Source organism: Spirilliplanes yamanashiensis (genome assembly GCF_016863475.1).
In the GTDB taxonomy this organism is placed as follows: domain Bacteria; phylum Actinomycetota; class Actinomycetes; order Mycobacteriales; family Micromonosporaceae; genus Spirilliplanes; species Spirilliplanes yamanashiensis.
On record NZ_BOOY01000034.1, the window covers coordinates 118,679 to 135,585 of the forward strand.

11 protein-coding genes and 1 pseudogene are annotated in these 16,907 nt (G+C 75.3%); 8 read left to right on the forward strand and 4 right to left on the reverse strand.

What is annotated here, in order from left to right; genetic code table 11:
* Positions 1-4 precede the first annotated feature (4 nt).
* Together Sya03_RS24750 and Sya03_RS24755 are read right to left on the reverse strand one after the other, a co-directional pair.
* Complete coding sequence (locus Sya03_RS24750; RefSeq protein ID WP_203940800.1) at positions 5-994, reverse strand: YihY/virulence factor BrkB family protein; 990 nt, start codon at positions 992-994, stop codon at positions 5-7.
* Positions 991-1,953 (reverse strand): diacylglycerol/lipid kinase family protein, encoded by a 963-nt coding sequence (locus tag Sya03_RS24755; protein WP_275411481.1) that lies wholly within the window; start codon positions 1,951-1,953, stop codon positions 991-993. The genes Sya03_RS24750 and Sya03_RS24755 overlap by 4 nt, the downstream gene beginning before the upstream one ends.
* An 88-nt stretch (positions 1,954-2,041) precedes the next feature.
* Between Sya03_RS24755 and Sya03_RS24760 the strand changes: the two genes are divergently transcribed.
* The 4 genes from Sya03_RS24760 to Sya03_RS24775 are packed head-to-tail and all read left to right on the forward strand — an operon-like array spanning position 2,042 to position 4,719.
* On the forward strand, positions 2,042-2,851 hold the full coding sequence (locus tag Sya03_RS24760; RefSeq protein ID WP_203940801.1) for a YndJ family protein: 810 nt from the start codon (positions 2,042-2,044) through the stop codon (positions 2,849-2,851).
* Between the two features lie 17 nt (positions 2,852-2,868).
* Complete coding sequence (locus tag Sya03_RS24765; protein WP_203940802.1) at positions 2,869-3,363, forward strand: DUF1990 domain-containing protein; 495 nt, start codon at positions 2,869-2,871, stop codon at positions 3,361-3,363.
* A 4-nt stretch (positions 3,364-3,367) separates the two neighbouring features.
* The gene (locus Sya03_RS24770) at positions 3,368-4,141 is read left to right on the forward strand and encodes an MBL fold metallo-hydrolase (protein ID WP_239107811.1); all 774 of its coding nucleotides are present in this window, start codon (positions 3,368-3,370) and stop codon (positions 4,139-4,141) included.
* Positions 4,138-4,719, forward strand: coding sequence for a DedA family protein (locus Sya03_RS24775; protein WP_239107812.1), 582 nt, complete (start codon positions 4,138-4,140; stop codon positions 4,717-4,719). Before Sya03_RS24770 ends, Sya03_RS24775 begins: the two co-directional genes overlap by 4 nt.
* Here Sya03_RS24775 and Sya03_RS24780 read toward each other — a convergent pair.
* Both Sya03_RS24780 and Sya03_RS24785 read right to left on the reverse strand, forming a co-directional pair.
* Positions 4,676-6,967, reverse strand: coding sequence for an alkaline phosphatase family protein (locus tag Sya03_RS24780; RefSeq protein ID WP_239107813.1), 2,292 nt, complete (start codon positions 6,965-6,967; stop codon positions 4,676-4,678). The genes Sya03_RS24775 and Sya03_RS24780 overlap by 44 nt on opposite strands.
* 46 nt (positions 6,968-7,013) lie before the next feature.
* On the reverse strand, positions 7,014-7,943 hold the full coding sequence (locus Sya03_RS24785; RefSeq protein ID WP_239107814.1) for a serine hydrolase: 930 nt from the start codon (positions 7,941-7,943) through the stop codon (positions 7,014-7,016).
* Between the two features lie 146 nt (positions 7,944-8,089).
* Here Sya03_RS24785 and Sya03_RS24790 point away from each other — a divergent pair, with 146 nt between their 5' ends.
* The 4 genes and pseudogenes from Sya03_RS24790 to Sya03_RS24805 form a co-directional block, all read left to right on the forward strand.
* Positions 8,090-9,070, forward strand: coding sequence for a hypothetical protein (locus Sya03_RS24790; protein WP_203940803.1), 981 nt, complete (start codon positions 8,090-8,092; stop codon positions 9,068-9,070).
* 31 nt (positions 9,071-9,101) lie between these two features.
* The gene (locus tag Sya03_RS24795; RefSeq protein ID WP_203940804.1) at positions 9,102-11,750 is read left to right on the forward strand and encodes a sensor histidine kinase; all 2,649 of its coding nucleotides are present in this window, start codon (positions 9,102-9,104) and stop codon (positions 11,748-11,750) included.
* Positions 11,751-11,808: 58 nt separating this feature from the next.
* A complete protein-coding gene (locus Sya03_RS24800; RefSeq protein ID WP_203940805.1) occupies positions 11,809-15,246 on the forward strand; it encodes a LamG domain-containing protein in 3,438 nt (1,145 codons plus the stop codon).
* Positions 15,247-15,685: 439 nt separating this feature from the next.
* Positions 15,686-16,907: pseudogene (locus tag Sya03_RS24805) on the forward strand (glycosyl hydrolase); the annotation flags it as partial.

Genomic DNA, 16,907 nt, shown 5'->3' on the forward strand with positions numbered 1-16,907 from the left:
GGATTTACCCCCCGGCGTCGGCTCTCACACTGCCGCCCGCGCCGGGCTCCCAGCGGTCCGGCTGGGCGGGGGTGGGGGCGCCGACGCGCTGCGCCTCGAGCTGGGCGGCGAACGCGACGCCGTAGAACAGCGCGATGCCGGTGAGGTTGGCCCAGAGCAGCAGCGCCATGATGCCGGTGAGCGGGCCGTAGGTGGCGCCGAAGCCGTCGCTGAGCCGCACGTACCCGCCGAGCAGCAGGCTGGCGACCCACCACAGCGCGGTGGCCAGCCCCGCGCCGAACAGCAGCCAGGTGAGGCCGGGCTGGCGGCGGCGGGCCGAGTACTTCATGAGCAGGCCGACGGCGAAGACGGTGAGCACGAGGCTGAGCGGCCAGCGGATCCAGTTCCACGCGGTCTCGGCGGGTCCGCCCCAGTCGAACTCCCGCTCGATGGACCGGCCGATCTCGCCGCCGGCGACGAGCATGAGGAACCCGAACAGCGCGGGCAGCCCGGCGACGACGGCGAGGGTCGCGGCGCGCAGGTACTTCCACTGGACGGGCCGGTCGCGTTCGACGCCGTAGATGCGGTTGATGCCGCGTTCGATCTGGGCCATCGCGGTGGTGAGGGCGACCAGCCCGGTGATGAGACCGAGGGCGAGGGCGACCTCGCCGGCCTTCTCGGTGCGCTCGTCGGCGAGCAGCAGGTCACGGACCACGTCGGTGCTGGCCCCGGGGGTGAGCGCGATGACGGCGTCGGCGACGACCCGGCCGCCCTCGTCGGCGCCCAGGTCGGTGGCGAGGCCCGACAGGGCGATGAGGAACGGCACGATGGCCAGGCAGAGCTGCAGGGCCAGGGCGCGGGAGTGGCTGAAGCCGTCGCCGTAGCGGAACCGGACGAAGGCGTCGTGCAGCAGGTGCCAGCGGCCGTAGTGGCGCAGGGCGAGGAACGCGTCGTCGGCCGACAGTTCGTCGCCCTTCATGCACACGGTCTCGGGCACGGGCTCGGTCGAGCTCACGGCAGGCGTTCCTCCGCGCGCTCCTCGGCCTGCTCGGCGCCGGTGGACAGGTCGGGCGACAGCTCGGGCTGCGGGACGCAGAGCAGCAGGGCCTGCTCGCGCACGGTGATGGTCATGGTCTTGCCGGAGTCGATGAGGTCGCCGTCGAGCTGGCGCGGCTGCGGCCGGTTGCTGCGGATCTCGACCTTCTTGGCGGTCCAGGTCTCCATGCGCGGGACCCGGTCGTGGCGGCGCACGACGGACCAGCCGAGGCTGACCCAGTGGCGCAGGGTGCGCGGGCTGAGGACGGCGACGTCGAGCAGGCCGTCGTCGGGCTCGGCGTCGGAGAGCAGGTTGACGCCGCCCTGCAGGCGTCCGACGTTGCCGACGATGACGGTGCGCGGGCGGCGGTTGAGGACGGGGCCGCCGTCGATGCTGAGCCGGATGCGCATGGGCCGGTCGCGCAGGTGGCGCACGGCGCCGCCGACGTAGGCGAGCCAGCCGATGTGCTTCTTGGCCGTGTCGGAGGTGCCGGCGAGCATCTGCGCGTCGAAGCCCATGCCGGCCATGACGGCGAAGCACTTGTCGCCGACGACGCCGACGTCGAGGCGCCGGCGGCCGCCCTCGAGCACGACCTCCAGGGCCTGCGCCGGGTCGGTGGTGAGGCCGAGGTTGGTGGCGAGCAGATTGCCGGTGCCGGCGGGCAGCACGGCCATGGCGACGTCGGAGCCGGCCAGCGCGGTGACGACGGCCATGACGGTGCCGTCGCCGCCGCAGGCGAAGACCAGCTCGGCGCCCTTGTCGACGGCCTCGCGCGCCTGGCCCTCGCCCGGGTCCTCCGGGGTGGTCTCGAGCCAGATGGGCGCGGGCCAGCCCGCCGTGGCCAGGCCGTCGCACAGGGTGCGGCGCAGCCCTTCCATGTCGGTCACCTTGGACGGGTTGACGACGACGGCGGTCTGCAGCTTTGCGTGAGACGTCACGGCGGACAGTGTGCAGCAGGGGTGTGACGGCTGCGAGTCGTGCGGTAGCGTGTCGGTTGTTGAACACGTTCAAGAAGGGGCGGCCGCCATGCTGACCGTCGTCCGGATCGTCGTCATGGTGGGCATGCTGCTCGTCGTACCGATGGGGTTGCGCCTGGTCGGCGGCCTGGCGCCGGCCGCGCGGTGGTGGCCGGTCGCGGCCGCGCCCGCCGCCGTGGGGCTGTGGCTGCCGCGCGGCCCGGTGGCGGTCGTCACCACCGCCGGGTACGCGGTCGCCGCCGCCCTGCTCGCCGCCGTCGCGGCCCGCCGCCTGCTGCGCCGCGGGGTGAGCCCGCGCGAGATCGCCGTCGCCACCGCCCTCACCGGCCCGCTCGTCGCCGCCACCGCCCTGGTCGCCGAGCGCGCCGGCCACGAGCTGTTCGGCTTCGAGCTGCCCGTGCTCGTGCTGACCGTCGCGCACTTCCACATGGCCGGCTTCGCGGCCGCCCTGGTGGCCGGGCTCGCCGGGCGGGCCGCCGCCGGCCGCGCGGGCGACGCCGCGGCGCTCACCGTTCCCGCCGGCATCGCGCTGGTCTTCGCCGGGTTCTTCGTCGGCGAGTGGGTCGAGCTGGCCGGGGCCACCGTGCTCACCGCGGGCATGTGGCTCGTCGGGGTGCTCACCTGGCGGCAGCTGCGCCCCGCCGGCGGCGACCGGCTCACCCGCGCACTGCTCGGCGTCTCGGCCGTGGTGCTCGCCGCCACCATGGTGCTCGCCCTGAGCTGGGCGCTCGGCGAGGCCACCGGCCTGCCGCACCCCTCGCTGGCGTGGATGGCCGCCACCCACGGCGTCGGCAACGCGCTCGGCTTCGCCGTCTGCGGCATGTTCGGCATCGCCCGGCTACGGGCAGAACCCCTGTGAACCGAGAGGACACCGCCATGAGCACCCTGACGTACGCCGAGGTCGGCGCCACCCGCTTCGAACCGCTGCCGGCCGGCTACCAGCACCTGCGCGTGCGCCACCTCATCGGCGGCGCCGAGGTGTTCGACGCCGCCGCCGAGGCCGTGCTGACCTGGCGGATGCACCGCGGCATCCCGGCGAAGGTCACCGCCGCCGGGCCCCGCGCCGAGCCCGGCGTGCGGGTCACCGTGCAGGTCGGGCCCATGCGGGCGCCGTGCGAAGTCGTCTGGTCGGTCCGCGAGGACGCCCGGGCCGGCTTCGGCTACGGGACGCTGCCCGGCCACCCCGAGCAGGGCGAGGAGTCGTTCCTGGTGGAGCGCGCCGCCGACGGCCGGGTCTGGTTCAGCGTCACCGCGTTCAGCCGGCCCGTCGTCTGGTACGCGCGGCTCGGCAAGCCGTTCGTGCCGGTGTTCCAGCGGGCGTACGCGTGGCGCTGTGCGCGCTCCCTGCGCCGGCTGGTCTCGGTACGGTGACCGGGTGACCAACTCGCTGCGGGCCACCTGGTTCGGGCACAGCACGGTGTGGCTGGAGGACTCCGGCGTCCGCCTGCTCACCGATCCCCTGCTCACCGGCCGCCTCGCGCACCTGCGCCGGGCGGCCGGCCCGCCGCCGGTGCTGCCCGGCGCGCCCGACGCCGTCCTGCTGTCGCACCTGCACGCCGACCACCTGCACCTGGCCTCGCTGCGGCAGGTGCCGGGCGACCCGCTGTACCTGCTGCCCACCGGCGCCGCCGACTTCGTCCGCAAGGGCCTGGGCCGGCCGGACGCGCGCTGCGTCGAGATGCGCCCCGGCGACTCGGCCACCGTCGGCGCGCTCACCGTGCACGCCGTGCACGCCCACCACCACGGCGACCGGGGCCCGTGGTCGCGCATGCGCGCCGAGCCGCTCGGGTTCGTCGTCGAGGGGATGCTGCGGACCTGGTTCGCGGGCGACACCGGGCTGTTCAACGAGATGGCCGAGCTGGGCCCGCTCGACCTGGCGCTCATCCCCGTCGGCGGCTGGGGGCCCTCCCTCGGCGACGAGCACCTCGACGCCCGGCAGGCCGCCGAGGCGGTCCGCCGCGCCAAGGCGGCCACCGCCGTCCCGATCCACTACGGCACGTTCTGGCCGGTCGGCATGTCCCGGATCCGGCCCGACATGTTCCACACCCCGGGCCGCGAGTTCGCCCGGCACGCCGCCGACCTGACCCCCGACACGGTCGTCCGGGTCCTCGGGCAGGGCGAGAGCACCACCGTCGGGCCCGCCGCGTGACCTTCTCCCTGGCCGCCACCGAGTCCGTCGGTCTCGGCGTGCTGCTCGCCCTGCTGGGCGTCGTCGCGTTCGGCGCGATCGTGCCCGTCGTGCCCACCGGCGCGGCCGTCAGCGGGGCCGCCGCGCTCGCCTGGCACACCCAGCCGCTCGTGCTGATCCTCGCGGTGCTGGCCGGCGCCGCCGGGGCGTACGTGGGCGACCTGGTGATGTACGGGCTGTGCCGGCTCGGCGGCGAGCAGCTCGCCCGGCGGCTGCGCTGGCTGCGCGACGGCCAGCACCTCGGCGCCGTGCAGGAGCGGCTCAAGGAGAGCCAGGTGCCGGTGCTGCTGGTGTCCCGGCTGATCCCCGGCGGCCGGGTGCCCGTGCTGCTCGCGGCCGGCTTCCTCGGGCTGAGCTGGCGCACGTTCGTGGTCGCCAACGCGCCCGCCTGCCTGCTGTGGGCGTTCGTCTACGCGGCGATCGGCGTGTTCGGCGGCAGCGTCTTCCCCGAACCCTGGCAGAGCGTGGTCGCCGCCGTCGTGCTGGTCGTGCTCATCACTCAGATCGTGAGCTTCGTGCAGCGCCGGAGGGCTGCCTGACGGGCTCGGGGGCCGGCTCGGGGGCGGGTTCGGGCACCGGCTCAGGCACCGGCTCCGTGCCGAGCAGGCCGCTGGTCACCCGGGCGCTGGCCGTCACGTCCGCCGACGCGGTGATCTCCGCCCGGTCGGCGGCCTCGTCGCGCAGGCCGAGCCGGCGCAGCCACAGCAGCAGCTGACGATGCACGGCCTCCGGGCCGACCAGGTCGCGCTCGCGCTCCCAGCCCGCCGGGTGCAGCAGCACCCCGTCGGTCTGCCAGCCGCCCAGGCCGCCGTGCGAGCCGACCAGCTCCTCGAACGCGGCCACCTCCTCGGTGTCCGGGTCGACGAGGCTGACCAGCACCAGGTCGCCCAGGTGGTCCATCGTCTGGTGGCGGCGCAGGTCGTCGGCGGCGCGCGGCCCGTACGGGGCGAGCGGGTCCTGCCCGCCGACCGCGCCGTCGGCCAGCCGGTGCCACCCGGAGCCGCCCACCGCCACCGGCCCGCCCTCGTCGGCGACGACCACCAGCCCGATGCCGGGGTGGGTGGCGAGCGCGCCGATCAGGCCCGGGTAGTGCCGCTCGATCTCGTCACGGCGCAGCCGCCCCGGGTGCCGGTTCAGGTAGACCATCGCCAGGTTGCCCGACGCGGCCACCACCAGGTCGGTGTCCTTGCGGGACGCCTCCCGGCTCTCCTCGTCGGCCGGGCCCAGGGTCACCTCGGCGCCGTCGGTGCGGCCGCGGGCCGCCGCCCGGGCCGCCGCCGCGGGCGGGCCGCCGCGCCGGGCCATGTCGGTCAGCAGAGTGTTCACCGGGCCCCACCGCTCCACGTTGCCGGTGGCGCCGGCGATGTCGCCGTCCACCGGCTCCCCCGCCGCCTGCCCGGCGGCCGCCGCGCGCTGGTACAGCCGCTGCACCACCCGCTCGACCGGCTCGCCGTAGCGCTGCCGGAACGTGGCGCCCTGGCTCTGGCCGTGGTCGGACAGCACGACGATGTGGTAGCGCCGCGCCGCGTCGACGCTGAGCCGCTGCAGCGTGCCGAGCATCCGGTCGAGGCCGTCGAGGGCGTGCAGCGACTCCGGCCGGGCCGGGCCGGCGTGGTGGGCCACCTCGTCGTAGTCGACGAAGTCGCAGAACACCACGGGCGCGCCGAGCGCCATCTGCTCGGCGATCAGCGACACGTTCAGGTCGCGCAGCAGCACGTTCGTGGCCGGGCGCAGGAACAGATACGCGCCGCCGCGCCGCACCCGGGGCTGCACGTCGCGGCGGCGCTGCACCCGTGCCTGGTGCAGCTCCTTGAAGATCTCGCCGATGCCGAGCACCACGCCGCGGGCCAGCCCGTACGTGGCGAACGAGGCGTACCCGCGGACCCGCCGCGGCAGCGACGCCCGGCTGACGGTGAGCAGGCTGGTCGGGGCGTCGCCGGAGAAGATGTTGCTGATGCTGACGCCGCCGTCGCGCAGCAGCCCGCGGCCGTCGGAGATCCGCTGCTCCAGCTCGGCCGCGTCGCGCGGGCGGTTCGTGACGAGCAGCCGGCCGGAGTCCTTCTCGTACCAGCGGAAGGCCGGGACGCCGGTGGCGTTGCCGTGCAGCAGCCCGGCCTGCGCGCCCGGGGTGGTGGCCGGCAGGCCGGTGTGCCAGGTGCCCAGGCTGTGCGTGCCCAGCCGCAGCCAGCGGCCCAGGTTGGGCAGGTTGCCGGCGCGCAGGCTCCACTTCAGCAGCGGCGCGGCCAGGCCGTCGAGCTGGATGATCAGCAGGCCCTCGCCGTCCGGGACGGGCGAGCGGCGTACCCGGTGCATGAGCCGCAGGTTCTCGCTGACGAACGCGTCGTCGGTGCCCGCGTCCGCCACCCAGTTGACCGTCGCGGCGATCGCCACCGCCACCCACGCCGCCACGAACGCCGACACCACCGACACGTGCGCGCGGTCGTCGAAGCGCAGCGACACGTACATGACGATGGCCTGCACGCAGATGCCGAGCAGCAGCGCGAACCAGCCGCCGATGACGGTGGCCAGCACGAGCAGCAGCGGCCGCAGCAGCGCGCCGACGATGCTGACGACGACCACCAGGCCGAGCATCGAGCTGAGCCCGTTGGCGTCGATGCCGGGCGCCAGCCACAGCGTGGCGGTGAGCACCACGAACGAGGTGACGAGCGCCCGCAGCAGCGAGCGCACCCGGGTGACCGTGAACCGCCAGTCGCGCAGCATGCGCAGACCCGTGCGCAGGCGGGCCATGTGCATCGCCCGGCTGATCACCGTCTCCCGTGACGCCATCCGCTCACGATGGCACATCGGGCCACGTCGACCGGTGACCGGCCGGTCACCACTTCAGGTGGGTGCGGGTGAGCCGCGACACCTTCTCGACGGCGCCGATGCCGGCGTCCATGCTGCCGTGGCCGTGCGAGAGCACCGCGACGGAGACGTCCACGCCGTCGCCGGTGATCCGCCCGACGCTGTTGATGATCCACCGGCCGCCCTCGGTGGAGCGGGGCAGCCAGCCGTTCTTGATGGCGGTGCGCTCCCCCGGGCGCGCGGCGGCGCTGACGCCCCAGCGCTGGTCGGCCTGCACGGTGCCCATCAGGCCGAGGGCCAGCTTGCGCGACCCGGCGTCGAGCGGGCCGCTGTCGGCGGCGAGCCGGCCCAGCAGGGTGGCCTGGTCGGTGACGGTGGTGCGGGTCAGGCCCCACGCCGAGTCGACGACGGTGGACTTGAGGCCGAGCCGCTTATTGGCCCGGGCCAGCCCGCCGGTGCGGCCGACGACGCGGAACAGCGCGGTGGTGGCGTCGTTGTCGCTGGCCCGGATCATGCGCTGGGCGAGCGCCAGCTCGTTCGCGGTGAGCTCGCGGTCCTCGTCCTGGGCGTCGAGCAGCAGGGCGGCCAGGATGTCGACCTTGACCACGCTGGCGGTCTCGTACTTCTCCTTGCCGCGGTACGCGTACACCCGGCCGGTCCTGTTGTCGCGGACCGAGACGGAGAACTCGGGCGCCTGCTTCGCGTACGCGTCGAGGGCCTTGGTCAGCGCGGCCTCGCGGGCCTTGCGCTCCTGCGCGGCGCGCTGCTCCGGGGTGGGGCCGGACGGCGCCGCGGCGGACGGCCCGGCCGACGGTCCCGCCGTCGCGGTGCCGGCGGCGGCGCTGGGCAGAACGTCCGCCAGGCCGGCCGAGTCCCGCATGCCCCAGCCGATCATGCCCACGCCGCCCAGCATCGCGGTGGCGGCCAGGGTCACGAGGAGCGTCCGGGTCCGAGGCACCCATGAATACTGCCGTGCCCGACCGGGCATGTGCTCGTCGGCCCCGGAAAAATGACGGAACGGCCCAGTGTGGGCCACGTGCCGAGATCTCCTGGTCACGGTGTGTGAACGAGCCGGGCTCGACGCGGAGGCGGACAATGGCGGACATGGCATCTCTGGTGACGCTGCCCCGCACCGTTCTCTCCGTGACCCGCTCGGCCGTCGGCCAGGCGGTGGAGGCGGTGGCGGCGCTCAGCACGGTGCCGGTGCGGGCGTTCCAGCTGCTCGGCTCCGTGGAGTTGCTGGTCAGCCGGGTCACGGTCGTGGTGGGGCAGGTCGAGGCGCTGGTGGCCCGCGTCGCCGCCGTGGCGGCGGAGGCCGAGGAGACGGCCCGCGAGGCGCGCGCGCTCACCGCCCGCGTCGGGGCGACGGTCGACCGGGCCGAGGCCGTCACGGGCCGCGCGGCCACGGCGATCGGGCACGTCGACGCCATCAGCGAGCGCGCCCGCACGGCGGTCGGGCACATCGACGTGATCACCGGCCACGCGGACACGGCCGTGAGCCGCATCGACGCGATCACCGAGCGCGCCGACACCGCGGTCGGGCGCATCGACCACATCACCGGCCGCGCCGACACCGCCGTCGGGCGCATCGACGGCATCACCGGGCGGGCGGCGCTCACCGTGGAGCAGGTCGAGGCGATCACCGCCGCCGCCGCGCTCGCCGTGCAGGAGGCGGCCGCGATCGCCGCCGGCGCCGCCAAGGTCGTCGAGAGCGCCGACGGGGTCAGCGCCGACGCCGCCGCGATCGTCGTGCGGGCCGCCGCCGTCACCGGCGAGGCGGACACGCTGCTGGCCGCGTACGCGCCGACGCTGCGCACCGCGGCCCCGAAGGCGCAGCGGTTCGTCGAGCAGCTGTCGCACGACGAGGTCACCGCGGCCATCCGGATCATCGACCAGCTGCCCACCCTGCTGGACCACCTCACCACCGACGTGCTGCCGATCCTCGCCACCATGGAGAAGGTGGGCCCGGACATCCACGCGCTGCTCGAGGCGACCCGCGACCTGCAGCTCGCCGTCGCCGGCCTGCCGGGCCTGCGGATGCTGCGCCGGCGCGGCGAGGAGAAGCTGGCCGACGACAAGGACTAAGCCCGGGGGTCCCGGCGGCCGATGGAACGGCGTGAGCAGTGGGCGGCCGGGCTGGTCGCGGGCGCGCGCCGGCGTGCTCGCCGCCCTGGTGTTGCTGGGCGGGCTGGGGCTGTCGGCCGCCGCGGCGCTGACGCTGCGGGCCGCCGCCGCCGACCAGGCCGCCGAGCGGATGGACCAGGCCACCGCCACGGTGCGCGCCGCGGTGGCCGCCCAGCTGGACCGCTACCTGGACGCCGTGCGCGACGCCGCGGCCGGGCTGGGCGCGCACCCCGACCTGACCGCCGAGGCGTTCGACGCCGTCACCGCCCCGCTGGCCGCCCGGGACCTGACCGGCGCCAACAACGTCGGCTTCCTGACGGCCGGCACGGGCGACCCCGGGCCGGCGCAGGCGCACTGGCGCTCGCGCGGCGCCCGCGACCTGACGCTGCGGCCGGACCCGGGCGCCGCCGAGCACCTCTACCTGGTCTTCAGCCGCGGCCTGCAGGGCAACGCGCCGGTGCGCGCCGGGCTGGACCTGGCCGTCGCCCCGGCCGCCGCCGCGGCGATGCGCGAGGCCGCCCGCGGCAGCGCCGCCGTCGTCTCCGACGTGTACGTGCTGGTGGCCGACGCCGGCCTGCCCGCGGCCCGGCAGCAGCTGTCGTTCCTGGTGACCGCGGCGGTGCGGGGCGCGGGCGGGACGCTGCGCGGGTACCTGTCGATGGGCGTGCGCGGCACCGACTTCATGACCGCCACCCTGCACCGGGCCACGGCCGGTGCGCTGGGGGCCACGCTCGCGGCGGGCGCCGCCGCCGGCCGGCCCGTGCCGCTGGCGGCGGTGCCCGGCCCGGGCGGCGCGTCCGCCGACCTGCGCCGCACGGTCGCGCTGCGCGCCGGGCAGCGGCAGTGGTCGCTGGTGACCACCACGACGTCCGGGACGATGCTGCCGGCCGCCCTGCGCACCGACCTGCTCGCCGCGGCCGGCGGGGCCGCGCTGTCGCTGCTCGTCGGCCTGCTGGTGTACGGGCAGGCGTCCGGGCGGCGGCGGGCCGAGGAGGCGGTGGCCCGCGCCACGGCCGACCTGCGCGCGGCCGGGACGCAGGCGCGGGAGCAGGCCGACCTGCTCAGCTCGGTCATGCGCACGATCAGCGACGGCGTCGGCGTGGTGGACCGCACGGGCCGGTTCGTGCTGCACAACCCGGCGGCGGTGGAGATGCTCGGCGTCAACGCCGCCGACAGCGTGCCGCCGGCCGAGTGGGCGGCCCGGGTGGGCGCGTTCCGGCAGGACGGCGTGACGCCGTTCCCGCCCGCCGAGCTGCCGCTCATGCGGGTGCTGCGGGGCGCGCCCGCCGCCGACGTGACGATGGTCGTGCGCAACTCCCACCGGCCCGACGGGCTGGTGATGACGGTGAGCGCCCGGCCCCTGCTGGCGGCCGACGGCACGGTCACCGGCGCCGTCGCGGTCTGCCACGACATCACCGCCCGCACCCGCGCCGACCACGAGCTGGCCGCGGCCACGACCCGGCTGCAGATCGAGCTGGCCCAGCGGCGGGCCGCCGAGGCGGAGCTGGCGGAGCAGAAGGCGTACCTGACGCAGGTGCTGGACGCCCTCGAGATCGCCGTGCTGACCGTCGACACCGAGGGCCGGGTGGTGCACGCCAACCGGCCGGCCCGGGCCAAGCTGCCGCGCTCGGCGCAGGCGCTGACGGCGGCCGAGGCGGCCGGGCACGTCGGGCTCACCCTGGCCGACGGCTCACCGCCCGCCGGGGACGACCTGCCGACCGCGCGGGCGCTGCGCGGCGAGGCGGTCGAGGGCGAGGAGCTGCGGCTGGGCGGGCCGGACCGGCCGCGGGTGGTGCGCGTGCACGCCCGGCCGCTGCGGCACGAGGCCGGGCACATCACGGGCGCGGTCGTGTCGCTGTACGACGTGACGGCGCTGCGCGAGCGCGAGGCCGACCTGACCGCCTTCGCGGGCGTCGTCGCCCACGACCTGAACTCGCCGCTGGCGACCATCGGCGGCTACGCCGAGCTGCTCGACGACGAGCTGACCGAGCTGGCGCCGGGCCCGGCGGGCGCGGAGGCGCGGCGGGCGCTGGGCCGGGTGCGCGGCACCGTCGACCGGATGCGGCAGCTCATCGAGGACCTGCTGGCGTACACGGCGGCGGGCGACGCGCCGCTGAACCCCGGCCCGGTCGACCTGCGGGCGCTCGTCGACGACGTGGTGACGACGCGGCTGGAGGGCCTGCTCGCCCGCCCGGCCGCCGGGACGGCCCCGCCGGACGTGTTCGTGGGGCCCATGCCCACCCTGCACGCGGACGCGGGCCTGGTGCGCCAGCTGCTCGACAACCTGATCGGCAACGCCCTCAAGTACACCCCGCCCGGCCGGGCCGCCCGCATCGACGTGACCGCGCACGAGGCCGGCCCCGGCTGGGCACGCATCGAGATCGCCGACCGCGGCATCGGCGTGCCCGACGGCCAGCACCACGCCATCTTCACCGGCTTCCACCGGGCGCACCGGGGCGCCGGCTACGCCGGCACCGGGCTGGGCCTGGCGATCTGCCACCGGGTCGCGGAGCGGCACGGCGGCGTCATCGGCGTCACCGACAACCCGGGCGGCGGCGCCCGGTTCCACGTGACGCTGCCCACCGCGGCCGCGGCGCAGCGGGCGCCCGGCGCGGTGCCGGCGCCCACGGCGGGCCGCTGAGGCTCAGGTGCTCTCCCCGGCCGCCGATGGTGCGGGCACGAGGAACGAGAGGCGGCGCATGAGGCGCGACCACGGTCGGGACGGGCGGGCGGCACGCCGCCGGTTCGGCCGCGCCCGCCTGCTGGCCCCGGCGCTGGTGCTGGCGGTGCTGGCCGCCCTGCCCGCCACGGAGAGCGCCTTCGTCGCCACCACGGACGGCACCGCGACGCTGACCTCGGCGAGCGCGTTCAAGACGTACCCGCAGTCGATGACGGGCGACGCCGCACAGCTGTACCACCGGCTGGACGAGGCCCCCGCGGCCACCGCCCCCACCAACGCCGCCGACTCGTCGGGCTTCGCCCGGACCGGCCGGTACGGCGACGCCACCGACGGCGCGTCGACGCACTACCCGTTCGACGACGGCGCCGGCTCGGCCGCGCGGGACGTCTCGGGCGCCGCGAACGCCGGCACGATCGCCGGCGGGGCCACGTGGGGCGCGGGCATGCGCGGCGGCGCGCTGAACCTCAACGGCTCCGGCCAGTTCGTCACGTCGGCCGGTCCGGCGGTGAACACGGCGGCCTCGTTCAGCGTGGCCGCCTGGGTGCGGCTGACCGCCGCGACGACCGGCCACTACACCGTGGTCAGCCAGGACGGCGCCTCGATCAGCGGGTTCTTCCTGCAGTACCAGAAGAGCAATGACGAGTGGGCGTTCCAGATGCGCTCGTCGGACAGCTCGGCGGCGACCTTCGTCGAGGCGCAGACGCCCGCGCAGTCGCCGGTCGGCCGCTGGGTGCACCTGGCCGGCGTCTACGACGCGACCGCGGCCACCGCCCGGCTGTACGTCAACGGCACCCTGGCCGACAGCCGCAACAGCGCCGTGGGCTGGGCGTCGGCGGGGCCGCTCGTGGTCGGCGGCGCCCGGTGGAACGGCAACCGCAGCGACCTGATGACCGGCCAGGTCGACGACGTGCGGACCTACCGGCGGGCGCTGACCGGCCCCGAGATCGGCATGCTGGTGGGCCCGGCGACGTGGTGGGACTTCGACGCGGTGAGCACGACCGTGGCCGACGCCTCCGGCAACGGCAACCCCGGCGCGGCCACGTCGCTGACCTACACCGGCGGCGAGGGCGTCTTCAACGGCACCTCGTCGTCCGTTGCCGGCGCGCAGCCGGCGGTGCACACCGACCGCAGCTTCAGCGTGGCGGCGTCGGTGCGGCTGACCGGCACCTCCGGCCTGCGCTACGTCGTGAGCCAGCCGGGCACCACCACGAACGCGTTCACCCTCGGCCACAACGGCACGAGCTGGCAGTTCACGATGACCGGCGCGGACACCGCGGCGCCGGCGACCGTGACGGTGTCCGCGACGACGGCCGCGTCGACGGCGCTCACCCACCTGGTGGCGGTGTACAACGCCCAGGCCGCCGAGATGCGGCTGTTCGTCAACGGCCGGCTGGAGAAGGTGGCGGCCGCCCCGGCGGCGTGGGACGCCGGGGGCGGGCTGACCGCCGGCCGGGCGCGCACCAGCAGCAGCACGTTCGGCGGCTACCTGGCCGGCAACATCGGCGACCTGCGCGTCTACGACCGGGTGCTGAGCAGCGCCGACGCGCTCGACCTGGCGCTGGCGCCGCTGGCCCGCTGGGACATGGACGAGCGCGGCGCGGTGGCGGCCGACGGCACCGGCAACGGCAACGGCGCGACCCGGGCGGGCGCGACGTCGTGGTCGTCGGCGAGCCACCACGGCGGCGCGCTGGAGCTGGCCGGCACGACGGGCTACGCCGCCACGGCGAGCAACGTGCTGGACACCTCGGCCTCGTACAGCGTGTCGGCGTGGGCGTACCTGACCGCCACGGGCGCGGGCAACCGGACGGTGATCAGCCAGGACGGGGCGTCCAGGAGCGCGTTCTTCCTCCAGCACTACGGCGCGGAGGGCATGAACCACTGGGCGTTCCAGGTGCTGCCGTCCGAGGTCGCCACCGGCATCGTGCTGTTCTCGACCAACCCCGTGTCCACGTACCGGTGGACGCACCTGGTGGCGGTCTACGACGACGCCGCCGACACCACCCGGCTCTACGTCGACGGGGTGCTGCAGGGCAGCGCGGCGGTCACCGCCGACCGCGCGACCACCGGCAGGCCGACCGTCATCGGCGCCGGCATCTACGACGGCGACCGCACCGACTACTTCCCCGGCAAGCTGGACGAGATCGCCGCCTACCAGCGGGTGCTGACGCAGGCCGACGTGACGGCGCTGTACGAGCAGGCACCGGACATGTGGCTGGACGCCGACGAGAACGCCGGCACCGTCCTGGGCGACCGCAGCGGCCACACGAACAGCGGCACGATGTCGGGCACCGGGGCCACCTGGACGGGCGCCGGCAGCGGCGTGTTCGGCACCACCGGCATCGCGTTCGACGGCGCGTCCGGCCAGGTCGTCACGTCGGCGCCGACGGTGCGCACGGACACGGACCTGACCGTCTCGGCCTGGGTGCGGCTGGGCGCGAAGGGCGCGACACGGGGCGCGGTCAGCCAGAACGGCACCGCCGTGCACGGCTTCTTCCTCGGCTACGACGGCACCGCCGACCGGTGGGCGTTCCGGATGCAGGCGTCGGACAGCACCGCGTCGGCGCAGTCGTCGGCGACCGGCACCGCCTCGCCGCCGCTGGACACCTGGACGCACCTGACCGGCGTGTACGACGACACCGCCGACGTGCTGCGGCTGTACGTCAACGGGGCGTTGCAGGGCTCGGCGGCGCACACGACGGACTGGCACGCGACGGGCGCGACGGTGCTGGGGTACGCCCGCTGGTCGTCCGCGCCGGCGTACCGCTGGAGCGGCCGGGTCGACGAGGTCCGGACGTACGGGCGGGCGCTGCGCGACGAGGAGGTCAAGACGCTGCACGCCATGAGCAACCCGGCCCAGGTGCCGCAGAACGTGCACCTGCCGGCGCTGACGGCGGGCGTGCCCGGCGCGCTGCAGGGCGCCCAGCAGGGTCAGCAGGCGAGCACGGCGGTGGCGTTCGGCGGGGCGGGCGTGGCGTGGAACCCGCAGTCGTACGCGAGCCCGGCGGCGGCGACGATCGAGGCCTGGTTCCGGGTGTCGCCGGGGGCGGGCGGGACGCTGGCCGCGTTCAGCACCGACCCGGCGTCGATGACGACGACGGCGGACCGGCTGCTGTACGTCGACAGCGGGGGCCGGCTGACGTTCGGCGTGGCGCCGGGCGGCACCCGGACGACGATCCGCACGGACGAGGCGGTCGACGACGGCGACTGGCACCACGTGGCCGCGAGCTACGGCACGGCGGGCATGAAGCTGGCCGTGGACGGCGTGCTGCGCAAGACGGGCGCGGCGACGTCCGCGCTGGCGGCGACGGGGTACTGGCGCTGGGGCGGGGCGAACCTGGCGCTGTGGCCGAACCGGCCCGTGAGCGACCACCTGACGGGCACGCTGGACGAGGCGGCGATCTTTTCGACGCAGCTGAACGACCAGCAGATCGCCCGGCATTACGCCGCCAACCATTGACGCCGATCGTGGCGCCGCCGCGGCGGTGGGAGCCCTCCCGGTGGGGGCTCCGGCGCGCGCCGATCGGGCCCGACCTGCGGACATGCCCGATGGTGCGGTCTTTTTAGCGAACTTTAAGCAAGTCGGATTCACGGGCGTAACAATTGAAATCGGAATGCGCGCCGTCACAGAACTGTCATGCGAGCTGGAAGTAAATGTCGCTGACGACCAGCGCGTAATGCGGGAGAAACATTGACGGGCGGCCCCACGGCGGCTAGGTTCCCATGCCAGAGAGCGCTCTCAGCAGCGGCGTCACTGTTCACGGACGGTGGCGTCGCAGACTGTGAACAGCTTTCCCACCACCGCCACAACGGTTCCCACATCGCGTCCGATGCGGGAATCAACCATGAGAAAAGTGTTATCCGCCCTCCCCGCCCCTGTCCTCCCGGAGGCATTCCGTATGAACTCGTCGCTTCCCGCAGCGCCGCGCGGTCACCGCGCCGCGCCGGGCCGCCCCGGCCGCAGACGTAACCGACTCGTCGGCATCGCCGCCGCCGCCGTCGTCGCCGTCAGCTCCGGCGCCCTCGCCGTCACCCTCGCCGGCAACGCCGACGCCGCCACCGTCGGGGCGGGCAGCTACACCGAGACGCTCCCCGCCGGCGCCAAGCTGCCGGCCGGCTGCGGCAACATCTCGAACAACCCGCGCGAGAACGTCACCGCCAACGCCCCGAAGGGCGCGGTGCCCACCAACGACTGGTGGTCGTCGCTGCTGTTCAAGGTCGGCGACCAGTGCCAGTTCTCCCAGCCGCTGTACGCCCACCCGGCCGCGTACCAGCCGACCTCCTCCGGTCTCGGCATCTCCTACGAGCAGCAGCCCGCGATCAGCGGCAGCCCGACCGGCCTCGGCGAGTACCACTTCCCGTACGCGCAGAAGGTCGTCGCCGGCGTCGCCGGGCTCAACGCGCCGAAGGCGCTCGTCGACGGCTGGTCCGACTGGACCGTCACGCCCTCGTGGAGCGACGGCACCCGCACGCTGAAGGCCACCATCGGCCACGGCCTGCCGATCACCTACTTCCAGGCCACCGGCGGCGACGCGCTGCTGACGGTCACCGGCCCGCCGACCGTCTGGTCGAACAGCGGCAACCGGGTCGCGTTCTCCATCGCGGGCCAGGACTACGTGGCGTGGGCCCCGTCCGGCGCCACCTGGAGCGCCAGCGGCAACTCCATCCGGTCGAACCTGGCCGGCAAGGGCTACTTCTCCGTCGCCGTGCTGCCGACCACGTCGGGCACCAGCGTCGCCGACAAGACCGCGCTGATGAACACCTTCAGCACGTACGCCCACACCCACGTCACCGGCACCCGCGTCTCGTACTCGTACAACCAGGGCGCCGGCACGGTGAACACCACGTACGCGTTCACCACGACCGCCCGCGAGGGCAGCGGCAACGGCACGGTCATCGCGCTGTACCCGCACCAGTGGCGCAACCTGACCGGCTCCAACCCGCTGGCGCAGACCTACGTGTCGCCGCGCGGCCGGATGAAGATCGTGACCGGCACGCAGTTCCAGACGTCGCAGAAGTACACGGGCGTGCTGCCCGAGGTCCCCGCGGTCGGCGACGGCAGCGGCGGCGACCTCACCACGATCACCAACTACCTGAACGCCGAGCTGAACAACCCGGCCG